Consider the following 15,579-nt stretch of genomic DNA (forward strand, 5'->3'; position numbering starts at 1 on the left):
AAAGAAAAGTCTGAACGATTATCCGTTCAGCTTTTTTGCGTGTATATAATAAAAATAGATTTAAGGAGATCCATTATGAAACTCATTATCGGCCTAGGGAATCCTGGCGCGAAGTACGCTACTACGAAACATAATATAGGGTTTATAGCCCTGGATGAAATAGCTTATCAAAATGGCTGGGCATTTAACCGGTCTAATTTTGAGTCTGTTTATGCAGAAGGTATGATTCAATCAGAAAAAGTTAGTTTAATTAAACCTCAAACGTATATGAACGAGTCGGGCAGGAGCGTTAGACAATGGCTGGATTATTATGATTTGTCAGCAGAAGATATTGTTGTTATTTATGATGATATGGACTTGCCAACAGGTAAAATCAGGTTAAGGCAAAAAGGCAGTGCTGGAGGACACAACGGTATAAAAAGTTTGGTGTCGCATTTAGGAACGCAACAATTTAACCGTATCCGCATTGGCGTGGGACGGCCGTTTGAAAACCAATCAGTCACGTCTCATGTCTTAAGTCCGTTCCATAAGTCGGAACACGACGATATGCTTTTTGCTGTTAAAAAAGCAGCAGATGCAGCTGTCTACTGGGCTCAAGGCCATACTTATTTAGATACGATGACAAAATACAATGGATAACAGTATAAAAAGGAGAAGATGAGGTGTCTCAATTACACACATTTTTAGGAGAGAAGTCTTCTGTTAAAGAGATTTTTGACATGATGCAAGACAATCCAGTCCAGTTGATTACCGGAATGGCCGGCTCAGCGAGGACCTTATTTCTTCAAGCGATGCTTAAGGAAAAGCAAAAACCCATTATGGTTATTACACAAAACGTGTATTATGCCAATCAATTAATGACAGATTTGACTGGTCTCGTTTCCGATGACCAGCTATTTCTATTTTTAGTAGATGATATGATTCACGCAGAAATGTCTATTTCGTCACCTGAAGCACGAGCTGAACGAGTGAAAGCTTTGGACTTTTTGCTAAAAGAAAAACCCGGGATAGTGATTCTTCCATTAGCTGGTGCCCGAAAGATTTTGCCGTCACCGATTAAATTTAAAGAAGCGGAAATCACATTCGAAATGGGTAAAGAAGTTGATAGTGATGCATTACCTTATAAGTTAACTGAAATGGGCTACACAAGGGAGCATCAAGTCTCCACACCGGGTGAGTATAGTATACGAGGTGGGATTATCGATGTGTATCCCTTAACCGAAGAAAACCCGATCCGGATTGAATTGTTTGACGTTGAAGTGGACTCTTTACGTTATTTTGACGCGGACACGCAGCGGTCAAAGGAGAACGTGGAAGCGGTCACTATCATTCCTGCAACAGACACCTTATTGTTAATGGAAGAGAAAGAACAAATAGTTGGACGGTTCGAACAAGCACTGACGAGCTCTTTAAAGAAAATGAAAGAAGCAGATCGCCAAGAAGCTTTATTGAAGCAATTAACACCTATTATTGATGCAGTTAAAGAAGATGTCTTTATGGATGAACTAGCCCGTTATGCAGATTTACTATACGATGACAAAGCATCCATTTTCGATTACATCTCAACCAATGGTATCGTCGTAATGGATGAATACCCTAGAATTTTGGAAAATGATGCTCGACTTGATCAAGAAGAAGCAGAATGGGTGACCTCTCAATTAGAATATGGACATGTGTTTTATGATCAGGCCTTTTCATTACCCTTTAGAGATGAATTAAAATCTAAAAAATTAACCCAACTTTACTTCGCATTATTCCAAAAGGGTATGAAGGGGTTAAAGTTAGATGCCATTCATCCCTTCCAATACCGACAAATGCAAAATTTTTATGGTCAGATGAATTTAGTTAAAACTGAAATGGACCGTTGGGAAAAACAGCAGTACACAGTCATCGTCATGACAGAAAACCAAGAACGAGCAGAAAAAGTACACCAGACCTTGCTGAACTTTGATATACCAAGCATCTTGTCAGACGATCAGGCAATCAACTTTGGGAAAATTCAAGTAATTAGTGGAAGTGTGCAAAACGGATTCGAGTTGCCGGCTGAAAAATTAGCTGTTTTAACGGAAAAAGAATTGTTTAATCGAATAGCTAAGAAAAAGGTGAGGCGCCAAAACATTACGAATGCGGAACGCTTGAAGAGTTATACTGAGTTAAACAAGGGCGATTATGTCGTTCACGTTAACCATGGTATTGGTCAATTTTTAGGAATGGAAACAATGGAAATCGCTGGAGTGCACCAAGACTATTTATCTGTTGTCTATAGTGATTCCTCAAAACTTTTCATACCTGTCACTCAAATTAACCTGCTGCAAAAATATGTTTCAGCTGAGGGTAAAACACCTAAAATGAACAAGCTAGGTGGAACAGCTTGGGCAAAAACGAAGAAACGAGTCGCGTCTCAAGTTGAAGATATTGCTGATGAGTTGATTGAATTGTATGCTGAACGTGAGCGGAAAAAAGGGTTTGCCTATTCAAAAGAGAATGCCTATCAGCAAGAATTTGAGGATGCGTTTCCTTACACAGAAACAGAGGATCAATTACGCTCGATTGAAGAAATTAAGCGTGATATGGAGCGTGTCCGACCAATGGATCGTTTGCTTGTAGGTGACGTGGGATACGGAAAAACCGAAGTAGCGATGCGAGCGATGTTTAAAGCGGTTCAAGATGGCAAACAAGTAGCCTTTTTAGTTCCTACCACTGTACTTGCTCAACAGCATTATGAAACGCTGATTGAACGGTTTGCTGATTTCCCTGTTGAAATAGGGCTGATGAGTCGTTTTAGAACGAGTAAGCAACTAAAAGAAACAGTGGATGGTTTAAAGAAAGGCCAAGTGGATATTGTCGTTGGGACCCATCGAGTGTTGTCAAAAGACGTCATTTTTCAAGATTTAGGCCTCGTAGTGGTCGATGAAGAGCAACGCTTTGGTGTAAAGCACAAAGAACGCTTAAAACAATTGAAAAACGAAGTCGATGTGTTAACATTGACAGCCACACCTATTCCGCGAACGCTCCATATGTCTATTCTTGGCGTGAGGGATTTATCAGTTATTGAGACACCACCAGCTAACCGCTACCCTGTCCAGACTTATGTTATGGAAATGAATGGAGCAGTTGTGGCGGAGTCGATGCAACGTGAATTGGCCAGAGGAGGGCAAGTGTTCTTCTTGCATAACCGAGTCAGTACAATAGAGCAACGTGCAGATGAATTGCAGCAATTAGTACCCGAAGCACGTGTGGGGTTTGCTCATGGTCAAATGACCGAGAATCAGCTGGAAAACGTGTTGTTCCAATTTCTTCAAGGGGATTACGATGTGTTGGTTACCACAACAATTATTGAAACAGGTATTGATATGCCAAATGTCAACACTTTAATTGTTGAGGATGCAGACCGTATGGGCTTGTCTCAGTTGTATCAGTTACGGGGACGAGTGGGACGTAGCAGTCGCATTGCTTACGCCTACTTTATGCACCAACCAAATAAAGTCTTGACCGAAGTGAGTGAGAAACGTCTCCAAGCTATAAAAGATTTTACTGAACTAGGATCAGGTTTTAAAATCGCGATGAGAGACTTGGCTATTAGAGGAGCAGGAAACTTACTCGGTCAACAGCAACATGGCTTTATTGACAGTGTCGGGTATGATTTATATACACAGATGTTAGCTGAAGCTGTGTCACGCAAAAGAGGAGAGGCAGAAACGCCGAAAACAGTTGTTGAAATGGAATTATCTGTGGATGCTTACTTGCCTGGAACCTATATTGAAGATGAGCGTCAAAAAATCGAATTGTACAAACGTATTCGTCAGTTCGAATCCGAAGATGATTACGTGGAATTGCAGGATGAACTCATCGATCGATTTGGTGACTATCCTCAAGAAGTCTCAGACTTACTGTCAGTTGGCCTGTTGAAGATGTATAGTGAACGCGCACTTATCGAACACATTAAACGGGTGAATAATAAGGTGACGGTTAGCTTCTCAAGTGAAGGGACTCGTCACATGCCATTGCCGGAAGTATTTAAAGCGTTAAAAGAGATCACGTTAAAGACAGACATGACTGTTGAGAAACAATTGGAAATAGAATTTCAACTGCCAAGACGGATTAATCATAATGAATGGCTTGACTCCATTATCTTATTTGCAAAAAACTGTTCTGAAGTCATGACAAACTTATAGGATAAAGAACAAAGTAAGCTGTCAGCTTCTAAGGCTAGTGAGTTGAGCGAGAATAAGATAGAAGATGCTTAAGTCATTAAGGCATCATTGTCAATGCGATTCATAAGTGACTAGTCTTTATAAGAGGGAGTAAACCTATGACAGGCGGAAATGTTATATTTGATGAATTGTGTCAAGTTTTATCGATTAGTATCGAAGAAGGCATTCAGTTACTAGATGCGTCCCATGTGAACCGGGATACCATTCAAACTGGCCAGAATGTTATTGTCTGCAATGTTCCCGATGCCAGTTTAACCAAAGAATTGAAAGAAACCTTACTCGCGAAATACCCGGCTGACCATTCTATCGCACTTATCAAAACAAAAGACCTGACTAAAGAGTCAGTCACTTGGTTGTTACTGCAGGAATTAGACCAGTCTGAAAGTGTCTACTATAAGAAGTTACTTTATCTTCCGCCGCTTTCGTTGGATGAACAAGTGACCTCTCTTTCTACTCTTCAACACTACATTGATCGAGTGACCGGACCGGGTGGAGATGTTTGGATTCAGGAACAGACACCGCAATCGCTTATAAAATATGTAAAAGAAGAAACACAAGAGTTAATAGAAGCAATTGAAAGAAAAGACACCGATAATTGGAAAGAAGAATTAGGAGATGTGCTGGTTCAGATTCTGTATCAAACGAATAGCGCTGAAAAAGAGGGCTCTTTTACATTTGAAGAGGTTTTAGAAGAAGTGAATCGTAAAATAAGAAGGCGTCATCCCCATGTGTTTGATGGCGTAAAAGCAGAGACGCCCGAGGAAGTCGATACCCTATGGCAAAAAATAAAGCAAGAAGAAAAGAGGAGAAAGAATGAGGCTTGACAAATATCTTAAAGTATCTCGGATTATCAAAAGACGTACAGTAGCAAAAGAAATTGCAGATAAAGACCGTATCCTAATTAATGGGAGACCGTCTAAATCGTCCAGTCAAGTAGCTGTTGGAGATGAACTAACCATTCAATTTGGAAACAAGACGTTAATCGTTAAAGTCGATGATATTAAAGACACAACAAAAAAAGATGAAGCGAAAGACTTGTATACCGTTATTGAAGAAAGCTACAAAGAGGATAGTAGATAGAAGAAAGATTAGCGAAAGGCAATGTGACCCAATGAAAAGGTCGCCTTGCCTTTTTTTAATTTCACACTCGTTTAGTGATCCTTAAAACAAAAAAGACACCATTAAATATTTATGTGTCGGTTCTTTCAAATGTATCGCTTTCTTGTTATACTCTTAAGTAACTAATAGACGGAAAAGTTATTTGAAAAGGGGAAACTGATATGAAAGCTGAAAAAAAAGAAGCATCGATCACTCGCATTCATAGTCCATACATAAAAAATAAAACATTGGCAGATATAAGAGAGTACAAACGCAAGAGAAAACTAAAAATGAGAATGCAACTTATTGTTGCTATCGGTATCTTTTTTGTTCTTTTGAGAGGTAGTACTCTTATTAAAAACTACAGTCAAGTGAGTGTTTTAGAACAAGAACGAGCTGAAGCTGAAGAGACCCTTCATTCACTGGATTTGCATCAAGATGAGTTAGAGTATTACATCACGTTGCTTGAAGATGAAGAGTACGTGGCAAAGCTAGCGCGCAGTGAGTATTACTTAACAAAAGATAATGAGATTGTATTTAGCTTCCCCGATGACAAAAGGCCAGATCATTTAGGAGTCATTAACGGCGAACAATCAGGAGCCAATGAAGATGGTGAAGCGGAAGAAAATGGAGATGAGGAGTAAAAACACGAACAAAAGCCTATGAAAAGCGGATAATAGACTATTTAAGCTTTTACATCACTCTCGTTCGTGTTATAATTACTGCAAATATACTAGGAGGAAAAGTAAAAAACATGTCAATTGAAGTTGGAAGCAAAGTAGAAGGTAAAGTAACGGGTATTGCTAATTTTGGTGCATTTATTGATTTAGGCAATAATCAAACAGGGTTAGTGCACATCAGTGAAGTATCAGATAGTTATGTTGAGAATATCAACGAAGAATTAGAGGTTGGCCAGACAGTAACAGTTAAAGTTTTATCCATAGCTAACGATGGAAAGATTGGTTTGTCTATTCGTAAAGCTCAAGAAAAACCTGCTGCAGAGGCTTCCAAAAGACCAACAGTAGCTCCACGTCGTGAACGCAGTGACAGAAACGATAGAAATGATCGTCCAAGTCATTCTAACAGGGGACCAGCTCCTTCTAGAAAACAAGACTTTGACTCGTTAATGAGCTCATTCTTAAAAGACAGTGAAGACCGTCTAACATCAATTAAGCGCAATACTGAAAACAAACGCGGTGGCCGTGGTGGTAGAAGAAGCTAAGCTACTAGCAGACTTGTTTTTAAACTGTTTGTTAATGATGACATTATAAATAAGAGGCAATGAAGGGTTTAGGGGGTTCCCTGAACCCTTTTTTCAATCAATGCCTTGCTAATACTGAGTGAGTTTGACAGAAAGTAAAAGGCAGGTGAAAAAATGTCCCTGTATAACCAATTTGAAAACCATGTGTCCACTCGTTTTAAATGGACCAATAATGAACCCATAGTGGTTGCTGTTTCTGGAGGAGTCGATTCCATTGTCCTCCTAGATTTACTCGCGCGCTTGCCCCGACACCTCAAACCGAAGTGTATCATAGCCCATATTAACCATCACCTTAGAGCAGAGTCTGATGAAGAAGAACAATTTGTTCGTCAACTAGCAGCTAAAGAAGGCCTATCCATTTGTGTCCATCACTGGGAAAAGAAGGGTCACCCCATTTCTGGCATTGAAGAAGCCGCTCGTCACGTACGTTATCGGTTCTTTAATCAAGTGGCACAAGAAATGGGAGCTCAATACATCCTGACAGCTCACCATCAAAATGATCAGGTCGAAACGATTATGATGAAATGGGTTCGAGGCAGTTCACTGGAAGAGCTGACCGGTATAAAAGAAGTCAGAAGGAGCGGTGAACATAGTATTCTCCGTCCATTGCTACCATTTTCAAAAGCTCAGCTTATCCGGCATGCAAAAATGAATGAATTGAATTGGGTAGAAGACACCAGTAATCAATCAATGACCTTCTCAAGGAATCGCTTCAGGAACTCCATCATACCTCTTATGAAAGAAGAAAATCAGGCTGTAGAAGAGAATGTTATTCGAATTTCAAACGAAATTAGCGAATGGCTAGACATCATCACGCCTTGTATTGAAGCAGAAGTAAAGAGGACGACGTCAATAACAACAGAATCCTTAACCTTAGACATTCCACATTGGCTCAGTCTTAATGAAGCATTAAGAAAAAGAGTGTTAACTAAAGCGCTGATTCTTTGGAATCCTGACGGAAAACTCTTGGTCAAGCAAAAGCATATTGAGTTAATCAATGACTGGTTAAAGGAATCAAAACCTAATGCATCCATCGATTTATCAAACGGTTTGATTGCTCAAAGAAGCTACGATACATGCTCGATTGTCCAAAAAGTCCAGTCACAACAGCATGGTTTACTTGTTGAAGGAAAATTAATTAATCAACTAAATAGGTGGGTTCGACTAAGTAAAAACGAAAAGATAGGTTTATTTACATTGAGTGCTTACGAAAAGATGACCCTAAAAAATACAGAGACTCTTTTTCTAGGAAATGAAGTGGCTTTACCTTTAAACATTAGGCATAGGAAAAATGGGGACCGAATGACAGTTAAAGGTCTCAATGGGACAAAAAAACTTAAATCTATCTTTATTGATGACAAAGTACCTTTACAGGAAAGAAATCAAGCATGGGTAGTGGAGGACGATGAGGGTACAATCATTTGGGTAATAGGCTACAGAGAATCGTCGTTGTCACTTGACCCCATAACTGATACAATTATCTACGTACTTGTATACGAACAAGAAACTCAAGATGACTAAAGGTGCAGGAAATCTTTACAAAAAGGAGAACGTACTAATGAGAAACGATATGGAACGGATTTTAATATCTGAGGAAGAAATTCAAAACAAGGTTAAAGAATTAGCAAAAGAATTGGAAAAAGAGTATGATGGAAAAAATCCTTTGCTTGTTTGTGTGTTAAAAGGAGCGATGCCTTTCATGGCTGATCTCATAAAAGAAATGAATATTTATTTAGAAATAGACTTTATGGATGTGTCAAGTTACGGAAGTGCTACTGTTTCTTCGGGTGAAGTTAAAATACTTAAAGATTTAGATACTAATGTAGAGGGCCGTCACGTCCTGTTCGTGGAAGACATTATTGATACAGGTGGTACCTTGTCTTATTTGAAAGACATGTTTAATTACAGAAAAGCGGCATCTGTAAAAATAGTCACCCTAGTGGACAAACCAACAGGCCGCAAGAAAGCTATTGAAGCTGATTGGGTTGGATTCACGGTTCCAGACGAATTTGTAGTAGGGTATGGATTAGACTACATTGAAAATTATCGTAACCTTCCGTTTATTGGTATACTAAAGCCCGAAATATATAGCTAGTGAACAGATTAGCAGGGAAATGAAAAGTCTTTATTTTTTCACAATCCATGCGAAACATCAAACATTTTTCATAGTCAAAATAGGTCAAGTATGGTAACATAGAAAAGGTTACAATATATGTTGAAATAGATACAAAATAAATTAATGGATATAGATGGAGGATGACATGAAGAAAGGATTTTTCAGAAGTGGCCTCTTCTACGTCATCGTGTTTCTTGCAGTGATTGGTATTGCAAGTTGGGCGACTAGTGGCGGACAAGAACAAGCTTCAGAGGGCGTAAGTTCAAGTGAGTTTATCGAATACCTTGAAGAGGACAGAATAGCTGAATTTCAAGTCCAACCGGTAGCCGGTGTATATGAGATCAGGGGTCGTTTTCGCGAAGGACAAGAAGTAGAAGTTGAAACAGAACAAAATGTGACCTTATTTGGTGGCATCGAACAACAACAAGCGAGTTCATTCGTTACGTATGTGTTAATGAATGATACCGCAGTTGAAGAAGTGCTTACTTTATCTAGGGAAAATGACGTCAACGTTATAACCGTTGAAGAACCGACAACGGGTATTTGGACTAGTCTATTATTAACCTTCCTACCTTTCTTATTGTTTGTAGGTTTTATCTACTTTATGATGGGTCAAGCTGGTCAAGGTGGCGGTTCAAGTGGTGGACGAGGCGTTATGAACTTCGGTAAGTCCAAAGCTAAGGAAAGCGATGCAAAAACAAGTAAAGTTCGCTTCGCCGACGTAGCCGGTGCAGATGAAGAAAAAGAAGAATTAGTTGAAATAGTAGAATTCTTGAAAGAACCAAGACGTTTTTCAAATCTCGGTGCACGAATCCCAGCGGGTGTCTTGCTAGAAGGACCTCCAGGGACAGGTAAAACATTACTCGCAAAAGCTGTTGCAGGTGAAGCAGGCGTACCTTTCTTCTCTATATCTGGTTCAGAATTTGTGGAAATGTTTGTTGGTGTCGGTGCGAGCCGAGTTCGAGATTTATTCGAAAATGCCAAAAAGACTGCCCCAGCGATTATCTTTATTGATGAGATAGATGCAGTGGGACGTCAGCGTGGTGCTGGTATGGGTGGCGGACACGATGAACGTGAACAGACACTTAACCAGTTACTAGTTGAAATGGATGGATTTACGGGCAATGAGGGAGTTATTGTCATTGCTGCGACAAACAGACAAGATGTATTGGATCCGGCTCTTTTAAGACCTGGTCGATTCGATAGACGTATCATGGTGGGGCATCCAGATGTCAAAGGCCGTGAAGCTATCTTGAAAGTACACTCGAAAAACAAACCATTATCTCCAAATATTGACTTGAAAGTCATCGCTAGACAAACGCCAGGTTTTGCAGGAGCAGACTTGGAGAACTTACTGAACGAATCAGCGCTCGTAGCTGCTAGAAGAAACAGTAAGACTATAGAAGCGATAGATATTGATGAAGCACATGACCGAGTGATTGCTGGACCAGCTAAGAAGGACCGTGTCATTTCTGAAACTGAACGTGGGATGGTTGCCTATCACGAAGCGGGACATACTATTGTCGGTTTAGTATTAAGTGATGCTAGAGTGGTTCATAAAGTAACGATTGTTCCTCGTGGCCGTGCAGGCGGTTATGCCATCATGCTACCAAGAGAAGACCGTTATTTAATGACTAAAAAAGAATTATTCGAACAAATTGTTGGGTTACTTGGAGGACGTGTGGCTGAAGAAATCGTCTTTAATTCTCAGTCGAGTGGCGCATCCAACGACTTCCAACAAGCAACACAAATCGCTCGTGCTATGGTAACGGAATACGGTATGAGTGACTTGCTTGGACCCGTTCAGTATGAAGGAAATAGTCAAGTCTTCCTTGGAAGAGACTATTCTCAATCCAAAACGTATTCTGAACAAGTGGCTTATCAAATTGACCAAGAAGTCTTGAGTATATTAAACGAAGCTCATGCTGAGGCAAGACGTATCATTGAAGAGCACAAAGATGCTCACGTGCTTATTGCTGAAAAGCTACTTGAAGTAGAGACTCTTGATGAGAAACAAATCAAGTCACTCTTTGAAGAAGGAAAAATGCCAGCACCGGTGACTAATACCCCGAGTGAGTTTCCTCGAGAGAGTGTTGAAGCTGAGAGAGATCCCGAAGAAGAAAAAATCGGAACAACATTTGAAGAAGTAAAAGCGGCACGTGAAGCAAAAGAGAAACGCCGTGAAGAAAGTTTTGAGGGTGATTCAATGTACTCTGATGATTCAACTGAGACAGAAGAAGCAACCGATGATAAGAGTAACCGTACAGATACTGAGTCTTAATAGTCAAACCAGTTAATAATAGATAAGAAGAGGAGGCGTATCACTCGCACTCCTCTTCTTTCCGTGTAAAACAGATTAGTGAATCCAACAAAATTTGTGAAAAGGATAGTGAAATATAGTGTCTGATAAATTAATTAAAGCTTTAGCCTATAATGATGAGATTCGTGTCTATGTAGTAGATGCCACAGAAATGGTCCAAACAGGACAAAGCAAACACGATACGTGGAGTGCAGCGACTTGTGCTTTAGGCCGAGCCCTTATAGGAACTACTTTACTTGGTGCCACACTTAAAGGTGAAGACAAACTGACAGTCCGTATAGAAGGCGGCGGTCCAATTGGTTATATGCTTTTGGACAGTAATGGCAAAGGTGAAACTAAGGGCTATATCAAAAACCCACATGTTAGTCTGCCTTTAAATGAAAAAGGTAAAATTGACGTTAGAGAAGCTGTCGGTACAGAGGGCTTACTGACAGTAAGTAAAGATTTAGGGATGAAGCAACCCTTTGTTGGCCAAGTACCTTTAGTTAGTGGAGAATTAGGAGAAGATTTCACCTATTATATGGCAACGTCTGAGCAAGTTCCCTCAGCTCTCGGTTTATCTGTGCTAGTGAATCCAGACGAAACAGTGAAAGCAGCAGGTGGTTTCATGATACAGGTTCTCCCTGGGGCTTCTGAAGCAACTATTTCAAAAATTGAAGACACCATCTCAAACCTTCCATTAGTCTCTCAACTAATGGATCAAGGGGAAACGCCGGAAGAAATCTTGAACCGCTTAGTCACGGACGGGTCAGCTCGCATTTTAGAAGAACAAGACGTATCCTTTACATGTGACTGCTCAAAAGAACGTTTCAGAGATGCAATGATTACGTTAGGTGAAAAAGAAATTCAAGCTATGATTGATGAAGACAATGGCGCAGAAGCTGTGTGTCATTTCTGTAGAACTCCTTATCATTTTAGTGCCGAGGAACTGAATGAAATTAAAGAAGAAGCTCAAAACGCGTAAATCTCCTTCTTTTAATGATATGGACTTCCAGAGCTAGTAAACTTATGGTAACATTGGTCAGAATGAAGCGATAAAAAAGCTTAATCATATCTAACAGGGAAATAAAAAATAGAATGAAAGCCAAACAGGAGAGGGTAGACATCTGTCGCGTCTTCTGATTGTTTTCACTCGTGACCAGTTTGAAATTATTTTGGAATGGAGTGATTCGTGTGTCTGAAGAAAGACAAAATCAAGAATCAGTAACAGATCAACTTATTGTAAGGCGTCAAAAGATGGATGAATTGAAGGAGCGGGGAGTCGATCCTTTTGGCTCGCGCTACGAGCGAACTCATTACTCAGCCCAACTTCATGATTTATTCGAAGAACAAACGAAAGAAGAATTAACAGAGGCAGGACACCGTGTCAAAATTGCTGGTCGTATGATGACTAAGCGCGGAAAAGGGAAAGCTGGATTTGCCCATTTAAAAGATAAAAATGGAACCATCCAAATTTATGTGCGCAAAGATGCAGTTGGAGATGAACAATATGATACCTTCCAAACGGCAGATTTAGGAGACTTTTTGGGTATTGAAGGAACGGTTATGAAAACCAATACAGGTGAAGTCACTGTAAGGGCAGAAGAGTTAACCTATCTTTCAAAAGCCCTCAGACCGCTTCCAGACAAGTACCATGGCCTCACAAACGTTGAGCAGAAGTACCGTCAACGCTATTTGGATTTAATTTCAAATGAAGGCAGCATGGATCGCTTCACGAAACGAAGCCAAATCATTCAAGAAATTCGTCGTTATTTAAACGACCGAGATTATCTTGAAGTAGAAACGCCACTTCTGCATACAATTGCTGGTGGTGCTGCGGCCAGACCGTTCATTACTCATCATAATGCCTTGGATATGGAATTATACCTAAGGATTGCGATTGAATTACATTTGAAACGTCTGATTGTAGGCGGTATGGAAAAAGTGTATGAAATTGGTCGTGTGTTCCGTAATGAAGGGATTGATACCACGCACAATCCTGAATTTACAATGATGGAGTTGTATACTGCATTTCATGATGTTGACGATGTGATGGACTTGACTGAAGACTTAATTCGTACCGTTACTGAGCGTGTGCTAGGAACTACCGATATCCCTTATGGGGAAGACACGATTCATATCGGGCAAAAATGGGCAAGACGCCATATGGTCGATTTAATTAAAGAGGAAACGGGTATTGATTTCTTCAAACACCACACTGATGATGAAGCGAGAGCATTGGCGAAAGAGCATGGAGTAGAAATCGATGACTACGCTGCTTTTGGACATGTGGTCAACGAATTCTTTGAAACCTTTGTTGAGCATAAATTAGTGCAGCCAACTTTTGTTTATGGTCATCCTCTGGAAATCTCTCCTTTAGCGAAGAAAAATCAAGAAGATCCTCGCTTTACAGATCGTTTCGAGCTCTTTATTGCGAAGCATGAATATGCTAATGCATTTAGTGAATTAAATGATCCGATTGATCAACGAGAACGATTCGAAGCACAAATGAAAGAAAAAGATCAAGGGAATGATGAAGCTCATGATATCGATGAAGAATTTATCGAAGCTTTAGAGTATGGTATGCCTCCAACCGGTGGATTGGGCATTGGTATTGACAGACTAGTTATGTTATTAACCGACTCCCATACCATTAGAGATATTTTACTTTTCCCTACTATGAAACCCACTGACAACCATTAGGATAATACAGAAACTTTAATAGCTGATACGTTAAACTGCAGGATGGCATGGTTAACGTATCAGCTTTTTTTCGTAAACCTTAATTCTCGTATATTTATTGAAAATTCTATACTATAATGATAAGAAGAAAAGAATGGTTAGATATAGAAAGTGGGGAAGTAAATGAAGAAGACACGTTGGATAAGTTTTTTAGGAGGAGAAAACCTTCTATATACATTAATTACTTTGATTTTAATAGCTGTAGCATTCATGCTGTTTAATCAGATCGATTATATTTTTACACCTTTATTTGTCATTGTTTCGAATATATTAATGCCCTTGGTTATAGCACTTTTGCTTTACTATTTATTCGATCCGGTCATTGATTTTTTAGAGAAACATGGAATTAAAAGATTATATGGAGTAGCCTTGCTCTTTATAGCGATTGTCGGTTTAGTGGTTTTTGGGATAATTGCTTTATACCCACTTCTCCGTGAACAGGCGATTAGTTTAGTCGAAAACTTTCCGGATTTCGTAGACTCCATCTTAAACACCGTAACTGGATGGATATCCTCTATGCCATTTGGAGAAGAGATTGGTTCTCTGATTAGTGAAGGAGAAGATTTACTAAATCAAATTCCAGAAAATATTGGTGACTTTCTTTCTGGAGGAAGGAGCCGTATATCAAATATCGCTGCAAGCGTCACAAGTTTTGTTGTTACCTTAGTCACCTTCCCGATCATATTATTCTTTATGCTGAAGGACGAGCAAAAATTTTTCAAATCTGTTTTGACTATTATGCCACCTAAATGGCGTGAACATACGCTTAGAGTGTCTTCTGAAGTGAATACTCAAGTTGGTTCTTACATTAAAGGTCAGTTAATCATTGCCGGATCAATCGGTGTGATGATGTTCATTGGATTTACAATTATCGGTTTGGAATATAGTGGAATACTGGCTATCATAGCAAGTTTCACATCAATTATTCCTTACTTGGGTCCAACTTTAGCTATCATACCCGCTTTAGTTATTGCACTGACAGACTCTTGGTGGATGGTTCTCCAATTAGGTTTAGTGTGGGCGGTTGTTCAATTTATAGATGGCAACTTAATTGAACCGAATGTTATGGGACGACAACTAAACGTTCACCCATTAACTATTGTCATCGTATTATTAGTAATGGGAGACTTACTAGGTTTATTCGGCTTAATACTAGGGGTACCTATATATGCTATTCTTAAAGTTATCGTTGTTCATTTCTTCCAGCAGTTCAAAAAGCGCTACAATAAATATTACGGAGACGTTGCTGGAGATTATGAAGTGAAGCCAATTGAAGAAGCGATAAGCGGATCCAAAAAACCTGATTCACAAATGATGAGAAATATTAAAATCGCTAAACTTAAGCGACAAAAAGCAAAGGAACATATAGAACAAGAAAATGATGAATCAGAGTAAGTAGCAAGATCTCCTAAAGTTAACTTATAGCAAAAACAAAAAAGCTTCTGCTTCAATGCCAGTACAGGGTGTTGTAGCAGAAGTTTTTTTAATGACTGAAAAATTCAAAAAAGAGTTGACGGAAAGACTATAAGATGATATTATTAATCTCGTTGCTAAAACGACTACCAAATAAAGAGTCGAATAAAACTTCTTGAAAATAGTATTGACAGAAGATAAGCAATGGGTTATAATAAAATAGCTGTCGGAGAGAGTAAGGGAACGCTTGCAAATTTAAAGTTTTAAAACTTTAAATAAAGTGTTGACACCTAATCGAAGCGATGGTATGATATAAAAGTTGCTGCGAAACGCAGACAACCCAAATGAGAAACACTGGATCTTTGAAAACTGAACAAAGTAAAACAACCAAATGTGCAGGGGTCTTCGGTTCATTTATGAATCAAGACAACTATAG

The 15,579-nt window shown here is 39.4% G+C and carries 12 protein-coding genes; all 12 read left to right on the top strand.

Annotated features, from left to right (window positions below; translation table 11 throughout):
• Window positions 1-75 precede the first annotated feature (75 nt).
• The 12 genes from pth (at window position 76) to C3945_RS09440 (ending at window position 15,125) form a co-directional block, all read left to right on the top strand.
• Complete coding sequence (pth, locus tag C3945_RS09385; protein ID WP_161879441.1) at window positions 76-639, top strand: aminoacyl-tRNA hydrolase; 564 nt, start codon at window positions 76-78, stop codon at window positions 637-639.
• Between the two features lie 80 nt (window positions 640-719).
• Window positions 720-4,175: a transcription-repair coupling factor gene (gene mfd, locus C3945_RS09390; protein ID WP_161879453.1), complete on the top strand. Its 3,456-nt coding sequence runs from the start codon at window positions 720-722 to the stop codon at window positions 4,173-4,175.
• Window positions 4,176-4,312: 137 nt separating this feature from the next.
• Window positions 4,313-5,038 (top strand): MazG nucleotide pyrophosphohydrolase domain-containing protein, encoded by a 726-nt coding sequence (locus tag C3945_RS09395; RefSeq protein WP_161879442.1) that lies wholly within the window; start codon window positions 4,313-4,315, stop codon window positions 5,036-5,038.
• A complete protein-coding gene (locus tag C3945_RS09400; protein ID WP_161879443.1) occupies window positions 5,028-5,294 on the top strand; it encodes an RNA-binding S4 domain-containing protein in 267 nt (88 codons plus the stop codon). Before C3945_RS09395 ends, C3945_RS09400 begins: the two co-directional genes overlap by 11 nt.
• A 200-nt stretch (window positions 5,295-5,494) precedes the next feature.
• Window positions 5,495-5,956: an FtsB family cell division protein gene (locus C3945_RS09405; RefSeq protein WP_161879444.1), complete on the top strand. Its 462-nt coding sequence runs from the start codon at window positions 5,495-5,497 to the stop codon at window positions 5,954-5,956.
• Window positions 5,957-6,066: 110 nt separating this feature from the next.
• Window positions 6,067-6,534: a S1 domain-containing RNA-binding protein gene (locus C3945_RS09410; RefSeq protein WP_161879445.1), complete on the top strand. Its 468-nt coding sequence runs from the start codon at window positions 6,067-6,069 to the stop codon at window positions 6,532-6,534.
• 153 nt (window positions 6,535-6,687) lie between these two features.
• Window positions 6,688-8,094: a tRNA lysidine(34) synthetase TilS gene (gene tilS, locus C3945_RS09415; RefSeq protein ID WP_161879446.1), complete on the top strand. Its 1,407-nt coding sequence runs from the start codon at window positions 6,688-6,690 to the stop codon at window positions 8,092-8,094.
• A 37-nt stretch (window positions 8,095-8,131) separates the two neighbouring features.
• Window positions 8,132-8,668 (top strand): hypoxanthine phosphoribosyltransferase, encoded by a 537-nt coding sequence (gene hpt, locus C3945_RS09420; RefSeq protein WP_161879447.1) that lies wholly within the window; start codon window positions 8,132-8,134, stop codon window positions 8,666-8,668.
• Between the two features lie 166 nt (window positions 8,669-8,834).
• Complete coding sequence (gene ftsH, locus C3945_RS09425; protein ID WP_161879448.1) at window positions 8,835-10,970, top strand: ATP-dependent zinc metalloprotease FtsH; 2,136 nt, start codon at window positions 8,835-8,837, stop codon at window positions 10,968-10,970.
• A gap of 118 nt (window positions 10,971-11,088) precedes the next feature.
• Complete coding sequence (gene hslO, locus C3945_RS09430; RefSeq protein ID WP_161879449.1) at window positions 11,089-11,973, top strand: Hsp33 family molecular chaperone HslO; 885 nt, start codon at window positions 11,089-11,091, stop codon at window positions 11,971-11,973.
• Window positions 11,974-12,182: 209 nt separating this feature from the next.
• Complete coding sequence (gene lysS, locus C3945_RS09435; RefSeq protein ID WP_161879450.1) at window positions 12,183-13,691, top strand: lysine--tRNA ligase; 1,509 nt, start codon at window positions 12,183-12,185, stop codon at window positions 13,689-13,691.
• A gap of 162 nt (window positions 13,692-13,853) precedes the next feature.
• Window positions 13,854-15,125 carry an AI-2E family transporter gene (locus C3945_RS09440; protein ID WP_161879451.1) on the top strand — a complete coding sequence of 424 codons (1,272 nt, stop codon included), beginning with the start codon at window positions 13,854-13,856 and terminating at the stop codon, window positions 15,123-15,125.
• The last annotated feature ends 454 nt before the right edge of the window (window positions 15,126-15,579 follow it).

Source organism: Alkalibacterium sp. MB6 (assembly GCF_009935905.1).
In the GTDB taxonomy this organism is placed as follows: Bacteria; Bacillota; Bacilli; order Lactobacillales; family Carnobacteriaceae_A; genus Alkalibacterium.